The organism is Nonomuraea sp. NPDC049129, from assembly GCF_040648495.1.
Taxonomy (GTDB): domain Bacteria; phylum Actinomycetota; class Actinomycetes; order Streptosporangiales; family Streptosporangiaceae; genus Nonomuraea.
Map to the genome: position 1 here is coordinate 181,006 of NZ_JBEZDU010000021.1, position 13,843 is coordinate 194,848.

Consider the following 13,843-nt stretch of genomic DNA (forward strand, 5'->3'; position numbering starts at 1 on the left):
CACACCCGACGCTCTCAACGCGGGACAGGACGGCGGGAGGTGGGGTGCGCAGGCTCGCGAGCACCTTCACCGGCTACGCCATCCTGATCTTCTTCGCGCTGGTGTTCATCTACCCGTTCGTCATCCAGGTCGCGAACTCGTTCAAGACCGAGCCGGACGCGGCCGCCTCACCACTCTCGCCCATCCCGCAGCCGGGGACGCTGGCGGGGTTCGAGCGGGTGTTCAGCGGGACCGACATGCCGCTGTGGCTGGGCAACTCGCTATTGGTGACGCTTGTGCTGACGGCCGGGCGGGTCTTCCTCGACTCGCTGGCCGGGTACGCGCTGTCCAGGCTGCGCTTCCGCGGGCGGTCGGCGCTGTTCGGGGCGGTCATCGCGGTGATGGCCGTGCCGGGCGTAGTCCTCTTTATCCCGAAATTTCTGGTCCTCAATCAGTTGGGGATGTATGACAGCTATCTGGCGTTGATCCTGCCGGTCCTCGTGGACGCGGCGGGGGTGTTCATCATGAAGCAGTTCTTCGACTCGATCCCGGCGGGGGTGGAGGAGGCGGCCCGGATCGACGGGGCGGGCGCGTTCCGTACCTTCTGGTCGGTAGTGCTGCCGATGGCGCGGCCGGCGCTGATCACGCTGACGATCATCTCGTTCCAGAGCGCGTGGAACGAGTTCCCGCACACGCTGGTGGCCGTCCAGAGCCCGGCGCTGTTCACGCTGCCCCGGGGGCTGGCCGACCTGGTCAGCGGGTCGCTGGGGGGTGGCACGCAGTACCCGCTCAAGCTGGGGGCGGCGCTGCTCGCGACGATCCCGGTGGCGGTGATCTTCGTGATATTCCAGCGCAGGTTCGTCCGCGGCGCCAACGAGGGCAGCGACAAGGGGTGATCAATTTTCTTGTACGGCACAGCCGCCCCCACCGCCACCCGCCGCACGGGGCTCAGGACCTCCAGGAATACGGCCGCCGAACCCGCACGGAGCCGGGCGCCGTTACGCGCGCACGGGCACCGTCTGGGTGGGTTGTCCGCACCCCTTCACATACTTCGCCGCCCGATATATCGTCGCCCGTATGGTTAAAAGATCGCCAGTGATGAGCGAGCCCACGTACTTCGTACTGGCCGCGTTACTCGATGGGCCTTCGCACGGCTACGGGATCATCAAGCGCGCCGAGGAGCAGTCCGATGGGCGGGTGCGGCTCGCCGTCGGCACCCTTTACGGCGCGCTGGACCGGTTGGCGGGCGACGGGCTGATCGCCGTGGACCGTGAGGAGAGCGTCCAGGGCCGCCCCCGCCGCTACTACCGCCTGACCGAGGACGGACGTGCGGCTGTCATCAAGGAGGCGGCGCGGATGGAGCAGGCCGCCCGGGTCGTCACGGGACGGATCGCCCCGGCGTTGGGGACGGCACGGGCATGAGCGAGGCGTTCACCGAAAGCTGGTACCGGCTGTTCCTGCGGGCCTTCCCGTCCGGCCACCGTGCCGAATACGGCGCCGAGATCCTCGGCACGTTGATGAACGACTCGCCGCGCCGTGCCCCCTCGCCGCGGGAGACGGCCGCCCTTGTCACGGCGGGCTTCGCCGCCCGGGCCCGCAAGGCCGCCGAGGGGCCCGCGCCATGGTGGGCCGACGGCGTGCATCTCGGCCTCCTGACGCTGGCCCTGGCGAATCTGTCGTACAACATCGCCGACCACGCCTCCCCCTGGTGGCTGGCCACTTCGGCGGCGCTGGTGGTCGCGCTGCTGCGCGGCTGGGCGCTGGCGGCACTGCCTTTGGCCTTGGTCAGCACGCTCTCGACCGGCCGGGCCATGCTGCTGGGGACCGAGGCGACGGGATGGGCGCCGTTCTTGGGCCCGGCGTACCACAACTGGGTTTCTCTGGCGCCCTACGGCCTGCTGGCGGCCGGGGCCGTGGTCCTCGCGGCCGGTCGATCGCGGGACCTGCGCACGCGGCCGTGGTGGTGGCTGGCGATCCCGGCGGCTGCCATCGTCCTCACTTACGCGCCCAATTTCGTCGAGTACGGCGAGACCTGGCAGCTGGTCAGGGCGGGCACGGAAGGCGGCCTGCTCTTGGCAGGGGTGTGGGCCACCGCCGTCGCGCGTAGCCCGCGCTGGGCGTTGGCGGCGTCGATCTACGTCCTGCCGGGCTTGGCGTCCGCGCTCACCAACCCACCGGCGAGCCTGCGGTACACGGCCTATTGGTCGGCCCTTGCGGCTCTCCTGCTGATCATGGCCGCGACGGGATGGAGGCGCGCGGCCAAAGACTGAGAGTGATCACTGGCTGTCGTACTCGTCGTGGCGGCGCCACCAGAAGCCGGTCTCGTTACGGCCGAGTGGCGCGCGGTCGAGCCACTGGAACATGCCCCAGAGCCCGTCCACCCCACGCTCATACGTCGAGTAGGTGTGATACACGACGGCATCCTCATCCTCGTCAACCTCGAGCGCGAACGCGCTCATGCCGGGCCCTTGCTGCCGGTACGTCGGCCAGTCCGTGCCCACGCTCGACGCGAACTCGACGAGGACGGGATTCTCCTCACCCGACTCCGGCGGCCGGACGTCCATCGAGCGGAAGTTGTACTCGACGACTCCCGACTGCCACTCCTCCCTGGTGTGCGTCACCCGGAAGTCGTAGTTGAAATCGCTTCCAAACGATGAGGCCCAGGGGAAGCTCCAGCCCATCCGCCGCTTGTACGCCTGCAGTTTGGCGAGCGGAGCCTGCGACACCGCGCAGAGCGTGACGTCGTGGTTGGCGAGGTGGACGACGGAGCCGTTGAAGCCGTCCGCGATCGCCGAGCAGGACGGGCATCCCGCCTGGTAATCGGGCCCGAACATGAAGTGGTAGATGAGCAGCTGCGAGCGTCCCTCGAAGAGGTCGGCGAGGGACGCGGTGCCCTCGTCGGTCTCGAATCGGTATTCCTTGTCGACGCGAACCCAGGGCAGCTCCTGCCGCTGCCGCGCCACTCGGTCGCCCTGCCGAGTCAGGGCCTTCTCGGCCTCGAGCAGCTCCAGCCGGGCCGCGAGCCACTCTTCACGCGTTCCGGTCTTGTGATCGATCATTGTCTTCTCCTTGTCCTTACCACGCGATCAAGTCACGGGCACCGGCGCCCGCGACACGATCCGATCATCGTCACGACTCCCCCTGCCCCTCACGTACCCAGATGCCGCCTGAGGGCGTCGAGACTGGAATCCCAGTCACGGGCCAGCGCGGCGAGAAACTGCTGCGCGACCTGGATGGGGGCCGACTGGAGCCGGTAGCGGACGCGACGCCGCTCGCCGGGCTCGGCGATGACCAGCCCGGCCTCGGCGAGCAAGCCGAGGTGCTTGGCGATCGCCTGCCGGGTGATCGGCAGGCCGGCCGCCAGGTCCGTCGCCGTGGCCGGCCCGCGGGACGCGAGCGCGGCCAGGATGCTCCGCCGACTGGGATCGGCCAGCGCGGCGAAGACCTCTTCCGCGACGGCCTCCGGCTCACGCTCGGGCATCGAGGTATTCGACGAGCTCGTCCAGCTCGCTCTGCCATCCCTTGACGTTGCCGCCGTACGCGCCGGAGTAGAGGTCGTCGGGCAGTTGCGCGAAGCCGGATTCGACCACGGTGAGCCGGGTCCCTCCGGCCTCCGGCTCAAGGGTGAACTCGACGTAGGTACGGCGCGGATCGTCGGCCGGCAGGCCGTTGATGCCCCAGGTGTAGCCGAACACGTGCGGCGGCTCGAGGCGCTCGATGCGCAGGTAGGCGTTATGCCCGCCCTCGAAGGTCAGTTGGGCGAGGCCGCCGACACGCAGGTCGACGGTCGCCTTGTGACCGAACCACGTGCCCAATCCCTCAGCCGTCGTGATCGCTTCCCATACCTTCGCGGGCGGGTGGGCGACGCTGATGCTGCGCTCGATGCGATCGGGAAAACCCATGACACACCTCCATCTGTTGCAACCATTCGGTTGCCACAACACTATGGCAACCATTCGGTTGCGTCAACCGGCCGATGGGGTGGGCCGACCTCCGGCGGTCCTTCGTGGGCTGCTATGAAGGTCGCCGTGACCCTTGTTGAGACTCGTGCTGGTACGGTCCGTGGCGTCGATCTCGGTGATGTGCTCGTCTGGCAGGGAATCCCCTATGCCGCTCCCCCTGTGGGCGAGCTCCGATTGCGCCCGCCGCAGCCGCCGGTGCCCTGGCGGGGGGTGCGGGAAGCCACCGCGCCGGGAAACGCGGCCATGCAGTCCGTCCTGCCCGGCCTACCGGCCCCGGCCATGGACGAGGACTGCCTGTACGCGAACGTGGCGGCGCCTCCCCCGGACGGCCGGTTGAGGCCGGTGCTGGTGTGGATACACGGAGGTGGCTATCTCACTGGCAGCGGCACCGACATGTACGGCGACGGGGCGCTCTTCGCCCGCACCCATGATCTGGTCGTGGTCAGCTTCAACTACCGGCTGGGCAGCCTGGGCTTCCTCGACATCGGCGACTCCTCAGGCGTCTCAGGACTGCTCGACCAAGTTCAGGCGTTGCGCTGGGTGCGGGAGAACATCGCGGCATTCGGCGGAGATCCGAAGCGGGTCACCCTGTACGGCCTGTCCGCCGGCGCCAAGAGCGTGGCCAACCTGCTGGCCACCCCGCTCACCCGAGGGCTGATCCACCGGGCCGCGTCCAGCAGCGGCGGCGGTGACCACGTCGCCACCCCGGCGCAGGCCAAGGCCGTGACCGTACGGTTCCTTCGGGAGCTCGGCGTGAGCGGCGACCGGGTGCGCGAAGTGCCCGCCGCCGAGATGCTCGCGGCACAGGACGCCATCGCCACCGGCGCGAAGGCCCTCTGGATCTGGCGGCCCGTCATCGACGGGACCGTGCTGTCCGGCAGGCCCATCGACGCCATCGCCGCGGGTGCCGCCGCCGGCATCCCGCTGCTCGCCCAGACCTGCGGAAACGAGGGCGGCACCTTCCAAATGCTGGACGCCAGTACGGCCGCACAGGCGCCGAGGGTGCTGGCCGAACTGTTCGGCACGGCCGAGGCGGACACGATACTGGCCGCGTACCGCGAGAGCCGACCCGAACTCGACGACACCGCGCTCGGCCTGGCCGTCCTGAGTGACGAGCGGTACGGCATCCCCACAACCCGGCTGGCCGAAGCACAGGCACGACACGCCCCGGTGTGGCGATCCCGCTACGACGGCCCCTTTCCCGGCGTACCCGCCACGACCCCCCTCGGCAGGCTGCTGCGCGGCGGGCACGGCGCGGACGGGCCGATGATCTGGCAGTCGATCCCACTCACCGACCCCGCCGACCAGACGCTGTCGGCAGAACTGCACGACACCTGGGGACACTTCGCCCGGGGTGACGCGCCCGGCTGGGCACCCAATGACACCGAACACCGCCAGACCATGATCTTCGACACCGGCCAGAGCCGGGTCGAATCCGATCCCCGCCCGACCGAACGCCGCGCCTGGAACGGCCGCACCTGGCCCTCAGGCACCTGGTGGCACCTCGACGGCCTCACCTGAGACGGCCTGTCGGCAAAGCGGGCCCGACCAGGTCAGTGATGGTGCGGTGACCGGATCAAAGAAAGCTCAGCTCGCTTCACGAAGGGGCTGGAACTGGACGGAGAGACGTAGGCCGAGGGCTTCGGCGAAGCGTTCCAGCATGGGGATGGTCGGCATGGTGCCGCCCGCTTCGAACCGGGCCACTGCCGGCTGCTGGAGACCCGCTCGCTCGGCCAGCTCCGCCTGGGTCAAGCCAAGCTCTTCGCGGCGCAGCCGTACAGCCTCACCCAGCTCGAAACGGATCCGAGCGGCTTCGTAAGCGGCTCCGGCGCCCGGACGGCTCATGATTTCGGCGCGCTTGTCGGTCCATGCCTTGCGCTCGCTCACGTCACTCATCCTCATCCGCCGTGTGAGCCTCGGCGATGCACCGATTCATAGCTCGCACAGCTCGTTTGACCTCGGCCGTCTCGCGCATCCGCTGCTTGCGGAACACCGTCAGCAGAATGATCCGTCTGCCTGATGCGATCCAGTATGTGATGCGCACAGCCTCTTGAGAGAGGTAGAACCGAAGCTCCCTAAGCTTGCCATGCAGCTGCCTGGTGTACGGCTCGTCGAGCAGCACTCCGCGCCACGCCAGCAAATCGACATAGAAGACCACCGTTTCCTGATCCTCCTGGCTGAGCGAGTCGAACCACTTGTCGACCTCAGGTTCCAACTCCACCTCTCCCCAATTCATAACACGGACGTTATAGCGCAGGCAAGCGCGGTGTCCCCTGAAACGAGAAGTAAGCCCAGGTCACCAGCTACGCTCGCCTATTTTGGCGGAGCGGTCCCGTCCGACCCAGCGCCGATGGACGACCCTCTGTCAGCAGTCGTGGTCACCCGGCCGAGCGGCTGAGCACGGGCGGCGTCATGTCCGCATGACGGACGCGAGGAGCGCCAGCTTGTCGGCGCTGTCGGTGCCGGGGTCCGGGTGGAGGACGACTAGTGTCTGGCCTGTCGCGCCGCTGACGGCCAGTCTCTCCCGGTTCAGCCACAGGCCACCGAGCTGGGGGTGGTCGATGTGCTTGGGTGTGCCTTCGCATGTGTTCACGTCGTGGCGGGCCCAGAGCCTGCTGAAGCGAGGGCTGGCGAGGGAGAGCTCGCCGACGAGTTCGATGAATCGGGGGTCGTCCGTGTCGGTGCCGACCGACTCGCGGAAGCCGGCGACCATGCCCTGCGCGGCGTCCTCCCAGTCCGGGTAGAGGGCCTGCTCGGCGGGGTCGAGGAACACGTCCCGCAGGCGGTTGCCCCCCGCCACGAGTCGCGGTGACAGAGCGGTCGCCAGCGCGTTGGCGGCGAGGACGTCGAAGTAGCGGCCCTCCACGTACGCGGGGAGCGCAAGCGTGACGACGAGCTTGGCGACGCCCGGAGGGACGGTCTCCTTCCGGGAGCGCCGCCGACGCCGCCGGGGCTTGTCCGCCCCGAGGCGTAGCAGGTAGGCCGTCGCGTCGTCGTCGAGTTGCAGCACGCGGGCGAGCGACTCGAGGACCTGCGTGGAGGGGTTGCGGTCGCGGCCCTGCTCCAGGCGTAGGTAGTAGTCGGCGCTGATGCCGGCCAGCATCGCGACCTCCTCCCGGCGCAGGCCCGACACGCGCCGTACGCCCACAGAGGGGATGCCGGCCTGGTCAGGAGTGACGAGCTCCCGGCGGGCGCGTACGTAATCGCCAAGAAGATTGACTTCGTCGCTCATGCCCCCACGGTAGTTCGCGCGCCTTCGTGCGTGCCTGGTCCCCTCACCCCCAGGATCGCGGGGGCTCTGGCTCCGTCAGCGGGTGAGCGGAAACCTCACCTCCGGGACGAACACCGGCGAATCGGCCGGTGGCCCCTTCCAACGAGCAAGGAGCTACACCATGTCAACATATTTGCTGGTACACGGGGCCTGGCACAGCGGGCAATGCTGGGAGCGGGTGGTCCCGTTGCTGGCAGCGGCCGGGCACCGGGTGGTCGCGCCGTCGCTGACCGGCTTCGGCGACAAGGCGCATCTGCTCGGCCCCGAGGTGGGGCTGGACACGCACGTCGACGACATCGTCAGGGTGATCACCGAGGAGGGCCTCACCGACGTGATCCTGGTGGGCCACAGCTACGCCGGGCTGGTCATCTCGTCCGCCGCCAATCGGATCCCGGATCGGATCACCCATCTGGTCTATCTCGACGCGATGGTCCCGGAGGACGGCGAGAGCGCGCTGGATGTGCATCCCATGACCCAGGCCCTCATCGACCGTGCCGCGGAGTCCGGTGTCGGGTGGCGGATCCCGCCGATGCCCGAGTTGCCGCCGCCCCTGGGTCTGTTCGGGGTCACCGAACCGGCGGACGTGGCGTGGCTGCGGACGATGTTGTCGGATCAGCCGGTGCTCTGCTTCCGGCAACGGGTCCGGCTGGACAATCCGGCCGTACGCACGATCGCGCGGACGCACATTCACTGCGTCGCCCGCGCACCGGAGGGCATCAAGCGGCGGCCCGTCCCAGCGATCCAGCCCAACGGCAGCCCGGCACAGGTGTGGGAACTGGAGACGGGCCACGACTGCATGATCACCATGCCGGCCGAGCTCACCGAACTGCTGCTCAAGCTCGGCTGACCCGCCCCGCAGACGGTAGACGCGGGCAGAGCGATAACCGCCCTCAGGTGGGCTCGGCTGGTTGATCAAGACCGAGCTTCGTGCGTAGGCGGGTGACGCCGGCGTGGAGGGCGGGAGGCACCGTGATCAGGATGGCTATGGCGGCGCCGAGGCTGTTCCGGACGGTTTCCACGATCATCCAGCCGAGCAAGACGGTCAGTGGGGTCCAGGTGCGCAGGTCCGTCCGTAGGATCCAACGGAGAACGGACAGCAGATGATCGGCCGGCATGTGCCGTATGGGGCGGCGCAGGGTCAGAGCCAGAGCGGGCATGCCGAGAGCCAGCCTGAGCGCGAAGCGGGTGCGGGCCCGCGGGTCCCCCAGCACGTCGAGCTCGCCGAGCCATTCGTCCACATAGCTCGCTCTCACCGCCGCCGGGAGAAGCAGCGCGCTGAGGACGAGCACCTGGTACCTCGCGCCGGTGTCCCCGAGCAGGTGGGTCAGGCGGCCGCGGGCGATCGATTCGAGTTCGTCCGCGATGGCGCGCAGGCCGAGGTGCCCGGCGAGCGGTGCGATGATGTCCAGCGTCTGCTTGCTCTTCAGCCGCTGTTTGTCCTGGTCGAGGTGCTGGATGGTGCGCATGTTGTGCAGCCGGTCGAGCACCTTCAGGGCGAGGACGCGGTTGTCCGCGGCGTCGATGGCCGCCTGATCGTGCCTGTGGTCGAGCTCGGTCATGCTCTGGACCAGCGTGGTGATCTCGTCGCCGAACTCCGCGCGGAGCTGTGCGGCGTCACATCCGGTGTCCTCGATGACATCGTGGAGCAGGGCGGCGCAGACAGTGGCGCAGTCCAGACCGGCGTCGATCGCGATCTCCGCCACGGCGACGGGGTGGGTGATGTACGGGTCACCGCTCTTGCGCACCTGGCCCTCATGGCAACGGGCGGCGAACTCGTAAGCACGCTGAATCCGGCCACGCTCCACAGCCGTCGATTCGGCGGGCAGCCGAGCCAGCAGCGGCTCCAGCAAGCCGGTCATGACGTCGCCGGCCGGAGGTTCACGGCGGGTCCGCGGGACCGCTCGGCTCGCTCGAGGGCGGCGCGAGCCCGGAGAGCGCCCTTCTCGGTCAGCGTGTAGTAGTAGCGGGCGCGGCGGCCCTGGGCCAGGTGCTCGGCCGCGGCCTCCTTGTGGCGCTCGATCCAGCCGAATTCGCGCTCCAGCCTGGCCAGGATCGGGTAGATGGTGCCGCTGGGCTGAGCGGTCTTCTCGCACAGTTCCAGCCCGTAGCGGCGCTTGGTCGGGTCGGACAGCATCTCTTCCAGCACGAGCATCGTCTGCAGGGTCATCCGCGGACCATTCGTCATGTGTAGAACTCTAGATATCCAGCACGGACTGTGACATTACCTCGCGGGTGACAACCATGTACCGCGCGCCACGAGAGCCGTCCCAGCCCGCGGCCACGGCACAAATTCCTGTTTTCGCAGCTGGACCGCATCTCGCGTGTCCCACCGTGTCCCACGGACGCCGCGCGCGACCTTGCCGCGGTGGTCGGATGAGTCCTGTCACCACGTACCAGCACCAACCCGATGAGAAAGGCAGTGACAGGACATGGGCCAGCACGTAAGCGACAGCGTCAAGGACATTCAGCAGCAACCCAAGGGGCGCGGAATGAGGTTCACGCTCAACGGCGCACTCTGGTCGCTTCAAGCGTTGTTCGGCTTCTTCTTCGCCGGCAGCGGTTTCGGCAAAGTGCTGCTGTACGACGGAGCCCTGTATGCGGCGGCGCCCCGGGCCGTGGCTTGGTACGCCGCCGTGCCGCAGCCCCTGATCGTCTTCATCGGGGTCTGTGAGGTACTGGGCGGCGTCGGCCTGATCCTGCCGGCGATGACGGGAGTCAAACCGAAGCTGACGCCGCTCGCCGCCGCGGGCCTGGCACTGACGATGATCCTCGCGGCTGGTTTTCACATCAGCCGCGGCGAATACGCATTGGTGCCGGCGAATGTCTTGCTGGGCGGCGTCGCGGCGTTCATCGCGGTCGGACGGTGGAAGCTGAGGCCCATCGCGCCCGCGACCATCACCACCTCACGCGTACTCAAGTCGTCGGCGGTCCTCGGCGTGCTGGCCCTGCTGGCTTTCGCTCCGACGTGGTACACGATGACCAACGTCCAGTTCTGATCACTCCGCCGGCGCGCACGGCTACCCGAGGAACTCCCGGAGCGAACGCGGTTCGCGGCCCAGGATGTCGGCCACGGTCGTGGTCGTGCTCGCCCAGCGCCCGTCCCCGATCTGGGCCATGAGTTCGGCCAGGTCACGGGCCGCTTGGGCGGGCATGCCGCGCTTCTCCAGGTGAACGGCGGCCTCCTCGACCGACTGGTCCACATAACGTACGGTCCGGCCGAGCGCTCGGGTGAGCTCGGCGGCGATCTCGTCGTGCGTAGGCGCCACCGGGCCGGTGAGCTCGTACGTGGTGTCGGCGCCGACGGGACGCGTGAGCAACGCGGCCGCCACCGCCGCGATGTCCCGCGCGTCGATGTAGCCGACCCTGCCCCCGCCGTACGAGCCGAAGATCCGCCCTTCCTCGTCGACGTCGCCCGCGAGATTCTGCATGAAGCCGACGGGCGCCAGGATCGACCACGGCACCCCCGACGCCTTAAGATGCTCGTCAACCTGCCCGTGCAGGCCGAACCCGAGCAGGCTGCTCGACGTCACGCCGCGCACGGACACGGTCACCACCTGCGCCACACCCGTGGCCGCCGCGTGATCGATGACCGCCTTGTGCGCTGCCATGAAGCCCGGCCACAGCGCGCTGTTGAGAAAAAGCCTGTCCCCCGGCTCGAGCGGGATGCTCTCCGGCCGCTCCAGGTCGCCGACCACGTAGTCGCAGCCCAGCTCCTCGCCCTGTTCCGCGCGCCGTACCACGGCTCGCACCGCACCGCCGAGTTCCTCGACCAGCGCGCGCCCGATCGTGCCCGTCGCACCCGTCACCACGATCATCGCAACCTCCTAAGTGGAATGTCAGCTTCCGTTTGTATACTAAGCGGAAGCCTGTCGTCCACTTCAATGGGAGTTCAATGCGCGCCGATGCCCGCCGCAATCGGGACCGGATCCTGGAGGCGGCCCGCGACGCCGTGGCCGAGCGCGGCGCGGACGCGCCGATGGAGCTGATCGCCCGCCGGGCCGGGGTCGGCGTCGGCACGCTCTACCGCCGCTTCCCCGACCGCGGTGTGCTGCTCGCCGCCCTGGCGGAGCAGTATGTTCACGAGCTCATGGACGCCCTCGACCGCGCCGTGGCGGCCGAGCCTGACGCGTGGTCGGCCATTCGCGCCTTCGTCGTCTACAGCGTGGAGAAGGGCCGCGGCGCCATCGCGGCCGCGCTGGCCGGGACCACCGCGCCGCAGGCGAGGCAGGCGCTGGTGCGTCGACTCGACGAGCTGGTACGGCTGGCGCAGGCGGACGACACGATGCGGTCAGATGTCGGCACGGACGACCTCATGGAGTTGCTCAACGTGTTCGCCTGCCACCCCGACGTCATCCCGAAGCGCTTCCTCCCCCTCATGCTCGACGGCCTCGACCGGCGCGGCAGGTGATCAAACGACGACGCGGCATGGGGCACCTGCCCGGCGCGGCAGGCGCCCCACGCCACCCTGGTCACGCGCGGGTCGTGAGTGCGAAAATCTTGACGTTCGGCGCCACGGGGCTGGTGAACGAGACCGCCTCGCGCGTCGCGTCGGCGGCTACCGACACCCGCCAGATGGTCACCTTGCGGCCGTCGGCGGTGTTGTTGACGTTGTAGCGGGTGTCGGCCGTCAGTGCCGCCTCCTCGCCGAAGTGGGGTGCGGCGCCGGCCCAGTCGGTTACCTTGAGCGGGGCCGTGGAGGTTGTGCCGTCCGCGTAGGTGATCGTGAGCTCGGTCTGCTGGTCGCCGTTCACGGCCGTGACCAGCAGGTCGAGGGCCTGGTAGCGGCCTGGCGTGAGGTAGGTGCGCTGGCCGCGCAGTGTATGAACCGTTCTTCATATTCGCTGTGAAAGCCTGGGATTCTGTTCTGGGCTCGTGGTCCGTGCTGTGCGGGTGGAACGTGATCCGTGGGATGGGTCGGTATCCGGCGGGCGTGTATCGCTCACGCGTTCTACCCAAAGACGTCAACTCTTGGTAGCGTTGCGGTCGCACATCGTGGTGGCGGGGGTGAGCGGGGTGCAGGTTGGGCTCCAGGTCGTGCGGTGCACGTGTCGATGTCGCCTGGTCACCCATGACCTGATGGGGGCGGTGAGTGAGTAGGCTCACCGCGACAGCCTCCTGCACCGCTTACGCGGCGGTGGTGGAGGCGACTGGTGAGGTCGTCGCGCAGGCGCTGCTGGTGCGGCGGGTGGCCTGGCTGACCGGTCTGGCGCGCGATGTGACCGCCCGTCTGGTGGTGGCCCGGTGGAATGCGGCTGATCTGGACGCTTTGGGGTCCGGGGTGGGGCTGGACGGGCGGGTGTTGCCGTCGAAGGGCTGGATGGCGCTGCGCCGGCTCGGCTGGGGTGTGAGCCCGCCCTTGGGCGTGTACGTCTGTGATCGGGTGATGCGGTGCGCCCAGGAGCAGGCCGCCCGCCTGTTGCGGCTGGCGTTGCACCGGCGCCGTCTGGTGGCGGCGATCGTGGCCACCTGGCCGCAGAATACGGGTGCACGCACCGGCGCCGAGTGGCAGGCGCTGCGCGCGTTGCTGCCGGACGGGGTGACGGCGGCCGGAACCGGACGCGGCAGATCCGCGCCTACCTCGACGCGCATGAGGTGTTCCCGGCAGATCTGACCGAGTTGGAGGAGCCGCCGAACGTTGCGGCGCAGGTGGTGCTGGCGGCGGCCGACCGGCAACTGCTCACCCTGGAGCGCGCCGGCGATGACGGCGCCCGGCTGCGGGTGCGGCTTCCGCTGGTGGAGTTTCCTGCCTCTTCTAGGGACTGGGCGTGGCATGTGCTGCCGGTCGCGTTGCCGCCGACGGTGCCGGCGGAGGCGGCGTTGTGCGCCCCTACTGTGCGGGTGGTCAAGGGTCGGGTGCGCGTCGATCTGCCGTTCCAGATCCCGGTCGGTTTCGCGCCGGCTACCGGTCATCGGGTCGGGTGCGGCTTGGACTGGGGCCTCAACGGGCTGCTGGTCGGCGTGACGGGGCGTCTGGCCGACGGTCGGGTGATCAGTGATGGGCGGCCGCTGGTCTACGACGCCAGCGGCGTGTCGGCCAAGCTGCACCGGCTGCGCGGCGAGCGTGAACGCCTGGCTGCCAAGCACCGGCACCTGGAAAGGCTGCTGGCGGGGATCACGCCTGCTGATCCCCGCTACCTCGCGTTGCGTACGGCCTGCCAGAGGCTCGGTGTCGAGCATGAGCGGTTGTGCGCCCGTATCCGTAATCTGAACAAGGCACTGATCTGGTCGGCGGCGCGGTGGGCGGTCGATCAGGCCGCCGCCGCGGGGGCGACGGTCATCTACCTGGAGGACCTGGCCACCCTGGAAGCGCGCGGACGCCGGGCCAGGGCGAACGCGCGCCTGTCGGGGCAGGTGCGCGGGCGGATCGTCGAGGCGATCCGGCATCTGGCCGCCAAGTACGCCATCGCGGTGGTCACCGTCGCGGCGCGTGGCACTTCCCGGTACTGCCCCCGGTGCGGGGACGGCACGTCGGTGCTCCAGCATTGCCCGGCCCCGGACCGGCTCGCCGAGCGGGGCTGGAGGTGGGCTTACTGCCTGGCCTGCGGCCTGTCCTGTGATCGGGACTGGGCAGCGGCCGAGCGGATCGTCTCCCGCGGCCTGCTCGGCCAACACGCCACCCGCACCCACCGTT

At 69.2% G+C, this 13,843-nt stretch carries 19 protein-coding genes; 9 read left to right on the forward strand and 10 right to left on the reverse strand.

The genetic code is table 11. The annotated features are described in order from the left end of the window. The first annotated feature begins 44 nt into the window (after positions 1-44). The 3 genes from AB0B64_RS45330 (at position 45) to AB0B64_RS45340 (ending at position 2,249) form a co-directional block, all read left to right on the forward strand. Positions 45-875: a carbohydrate ABC transporter permease gene (locus AB0B64_RS45330; RefSeq protein WP_358187531.1), complete on the forward strand. Its 831-nt coding sequence runs from the start codon at positions 45-47 to the stop codon at positions 873-875. A gap of 202 nt (positions 876-1,077) precedes the next feature. Then, a complete protein-coding gene (locus AB0B64_RS45335; RefSeq protein ID WP_358187535.1) occupies positions 1,078-1,401 on the forward strand; it encodes a PadR family transcriptional regulator in 324 nt (107 codons plus the stop codon). Continuing rightward, positions 1,398-2,249, forward strand: a complete 852-nt coding sequence (locus tag AB0B64_RS45340; protein WP_358187540.1) for a hypothetical protein — start codon at positions 1,398-1,400, stop codon at positions 2,247-2,249. Before AB0B64_RS45335 ends, AB0B64_RS45340 begins: the two co-directional genes overlap by 4 nt. A gap of 6 nt (positions 2,250-2,255) precedes the next feature. Here AB0B64_RS45340 and AB0B64_RS45345 read toward each other — a convergent pair whose 3' ends face one another. From AB0B64_RS45345 to AB0B64_RS45355, 3 genes are all read right to left on the reverse strand, one after another. Next, positions 2,256-3,038 carry a thioredoxin family protein gene (locus AB0B64_RS45345; RefSeq protein WP_358187542.1) on the reverse strand — a complete coding sequence of 261 codons (783 nt, stop codon included), beginning with the start codon at positions 3,036-3,038 and terminating at the stop codon, positions 2,256-2,258. A gap of 89 nt (positions 3,039-3,127) precedes the next feature. Continuing rightward, positions 3,128-3,460 (reverse strand): metalloregulator ArsR/SmtB family transcription factor, encoded by a 333-nt coding sequence (locus AB0B64_RS45350; protein ID WP_358187549.1) that lies wholly within the window; start codon positions 3,458-3,460, stop codon positions 3,128-3,130. Next, positions 3,447-3,881, reverse strand: coding sequence for an SRPBCC domain-containing protein (locus tag AB0B64_RS45355; protein WP_357955767.1), 435 nt, complete (start codon positions 3,879-3,881; stop codon positions 3,447-3,449). Before AB0B64_RS45355 ends, AB0B64_RS45350 begins: the two co-directional genes overlap by 14 nt. Positions 3,882-4,007: 126 nt before the next feature. Between AB0B64_RS45355 and AB0B64_RS45360 the strand changes: the two genes are divergently transcribed. Continuing rightward, positions 4,008-5,462: a carboxylesterase family protein gene (locus tag AB0B64_RS45360; protein ID WP_358187558.1), complete on the forward strand. Its 1,455-nt coding sequence runs from the start codon at positions 4,008-4,010 to the stop codon at positions 5,460-5,462. Positions 5,463-5,528: 66 nt separating this feature from the next. On the opposite strand, the gene AB0B64_RS45365 is transcribed toward AB0B64_RS45360, so the two are convergent. The 3 genes from AB0B64_RS45365 to AB0B64_RS45375 form a co-directional block, all read right to left on the reverse strand. After that, a complete protein-coding gene (locus tag AB0B64_RS45365) occupies positions 5,529-5,828 on the reverse strand; it encodes a helix-turn-helix transcriptional regulator (protein WP_358187563.1) in 300 nt (99 codons plus the stop codon). Position 5,829: 1 nt separating this feature from the next. Further along, a complete protein-coding gene (locus AB0B64_RS45370; protein WP_358187567.1) occupies positions 5,830-6,177 on the reverse strand; it encodes a type II toxin-antitoxin system RelE/ParE family toxin in 348 nt (115 codons plus the stop codon). A gap of 174 nt (positions 6,178-6,351) precedes the next feature. After that, the gene (locus tag AB0B64_RS45375; protein ID WP_358187571.1) at positions 6,352-7,173 is read right to left on the reverse strand and encodes a helix-turn-helix transcriptional regulator; all 822 of its coding nucleotides are present in this window, start codon (positions 7,171-7,173) and stop codon (positions 6,352-6,354) included. 160 nt (positions 7,174-7,333) lie between these two features. Between AB0B64_RS45375 and AB0B64_RS45380 the strand changes: the two genes are divergently transcribed. After that, positions 7,334-8,059: an alpha/beta fold hydrolase gene (locus tag AB0B64_RS45380; protein WP_358187577.1), complete on the forward strand. Its 726-nt coding sequence runs from the start codon at positions 7,334-7,336 to the stop codon at positions 8,057-8,059. Between the two features lie 43 nt (positions 8,060-8,102). On the opposite strand, the gene AB0B64_RS45385 is transcribed toward AB0B64_RS45380, so the two are convergent. Both AB0B64_RS45385 and AB0B64_RS45390 read right to left on the reverse strand, forming a co-directional pair. Beyond that, complete coding sequence (locus AB0B64_RS45385; RefSeq protein ID WP_357955783.1) at positions 8,103-9,071, reverse strand: HD domain-containing protein; 969 nt, start codon at positions 9,069-9,071, stop codon at positions 8,103-8,105. Next, positions 9,068-9,397, reverse strand: a complete 330-nt coding sequence (locus tag AB0B64_RS45390) for a helix-turn-helix transcriptional regulator (protein ID WP_358187583.1) — start codon at positions 9,395-9,397, stop codon at positions 9,068-9,070. The genes AB0B64_RS45385 and AB0B64_RS45390 overlap by 4 nt, the downstream gene beginning before the upstream one ends. Before the next feature lie 304 nt (positions 9,398-9,701). Between AB0B64_RS45390 and AB0B64_RS45395 the strand changes: the two genes are divergently transcribed. Beyond that, positions 9,702-10,208, forward strand: coding sequence for a DoxX family protein (locus tag AB0B64_RS45395; RefSeq protein WP_357955787.1), 507 nt, complete (start codon positions 9,702-9,704; stop codon positions 10,206-10,208). 21 nt (positions 10,209-10,229) lie between these two features. Here the strand turns inward: AB0B64_RS45395 and AB0B64_RS45400 are convergent, their stop codons facing one another. After that, positions 10,230-11,027 carry an NAD(P)H-binding protein gene (locus tag AB0B64_RS45400; protein WP_357955789.1) on the reverse strand — a complete coding sequence of 266 codons (798 nt, stop codon included), beginning with the start codon at positions 11,025-11,027 and terminating at the stop codon, positions 10,230-10,232. Between the two features lie 77 nt (positions 11,028-11,104). Between AB0B64_RS45400 and AB0B64_RS45405 the strand changes: the two genes are divergently transcribed. Next, a complete protein-coding gene (locus tag AB0B64_RS45405) occupies positions 11,105-11,620 on the forward strand; it encodes a helix-turn-helix domain-containing protein (RefSeq protein ID WP_357955791.1) in 516 nt (171 codons plus the stop codon). A gap of 61 nt (positions 11,621-11,681) precedes the next feature. On the opposite strand, the gene AB0B64_RS45410 is transcribed toward AB0B64_RS45405, so the two are convergent. Then, positions 11,682-11,963, reverse strand: coding sequence for a hypothetical protein (locus tag AB0B64_RS45410; RefSeq protein WP_357955793.1), 282 nt, complete (start codon positions 11,961-11,963; stop codon positions 11,682-11,684). A 338-nt stretch (positions 11,964-12,301) separates the two neighbouring features. On the opposite strand from AB0B64_RS45410, the gene AB0B64_RS45415 reads away from it, so the two are divergent. Beyond that, positions 12,302-12,823, forward strand: a complete 522-nt coding sequence (locus AB0B64_RS45415) for a hypothetical protein (protein ID WP_358187595.1) — start codon at positions 12,302-12,304, stop codon at positions 12,821-12,823. Further along, the coding region (locus tag AB0B64_RS45420; RefSeq protein ID WP_358187600.1) for a zinc ribbon domain-containing protein at positions 12,805-13,843 on the forward strand (1,039 nt) is incomplete at its 3' end. The genes AB0B64_RS45415 and AB0B64_RS45420, both read left to right, overlap by 19 nt.

Bases quoted from the DNA above. Each gene is read 5' to 3' on its own strand.
- AB0B64_RS45335 (WP_358187535.1), top strand. From the start codon at position 1,078: ATGAGCGAGCCCACGTACTTCGTACTGGCCGCGTTACTCGATGGGCCT.
- AB0B64_RS45340 (WP_358187540.1), top strand. From the start codon at position 1,398: ATGAGCGAGGCGTTCACCGAAAGCTGGTACCGGCTGTTCCTGCGGGCC.
- AB0B64_RS45345 (WP_358187542.1), bottom strand. From the start codon at position 3,038: ATGATCGATCACAAGACCGGAACGCGTGAAGAGTGGCTCGCGGCCCGG.
- AB0B64_RS45350 (WP_358187549.1), bottom strand. From the start codon at position 3,460: ATGCCCGAGCGTGAGCCGGAGGCCGTCGCGGAAGAGGTCTTCGCCGCG.
- AB0B64_RS45355 (WP_357955767.1), bottom strand. From the start codon at position 3,881: ATGGGTTTTCCCGATCGCATCGAGCGCAGCATCAGCGTCGCCCACCCG.
- AB0B64_RS45370 (WP_358187567.1), bottom strand. From the start codon at position 6,177: ATGAATTGGGGAGAGGTGGAGTTGGAACCTGAGGTCGACAAGTGGTTC.
- AB0B64_RS45375 (WP_358187571.1), bottom strand. From the start codon at position 7,173: ATGAGCGACGAAGTCAATCTTCTTGGCGATTACGTACGCGCCCGCCGG.
- AB0B64_RS45380 (WP_358187577.1), top strand. From the start codon at position 7,334: ATGTCAACATATTTGCTGGTACACGGGGCCTGGCACAGCGGGCAATGC.
- AB0B64_RS45385 (WP_357955783.1), bottom strand. From the start codon at position 9,071: ATGACCGGCTTGCTGGAGCCGCTGCTGGCTCGGCTGCCCGCCGAATCG.
- AB0B64_RS45390 (WP_358187583.1), bottom strand. From the start codon at position 9,397: ATGACGAATGGTCCGCGGATGACCCTGCAGACGATGCTCGTGCTGGAA.
- AB0B64_RS45395 (WP_357955787.1), top strand. From the start codon at position 9,702: ATGAGGTTCACGCTCAACGGCGCACTCTGGTCGCTTCAAGCGTTGTTC.
- AB0B64_RS45400 (WP_357955789.1), bottom strand. From the start codon at position 11,027: ATGATCGTGGTGACGGGTGCGACGGGCACGATCGGGCGCGCGCTGGTC.
- AB0B64_RS45405 (WP_357955791.1), top strand. From the start codon at position 11,105: ATGCGCGCCGATGCCCGCCGCAATCGGGACCGGATCCTGGAGGCGGCC.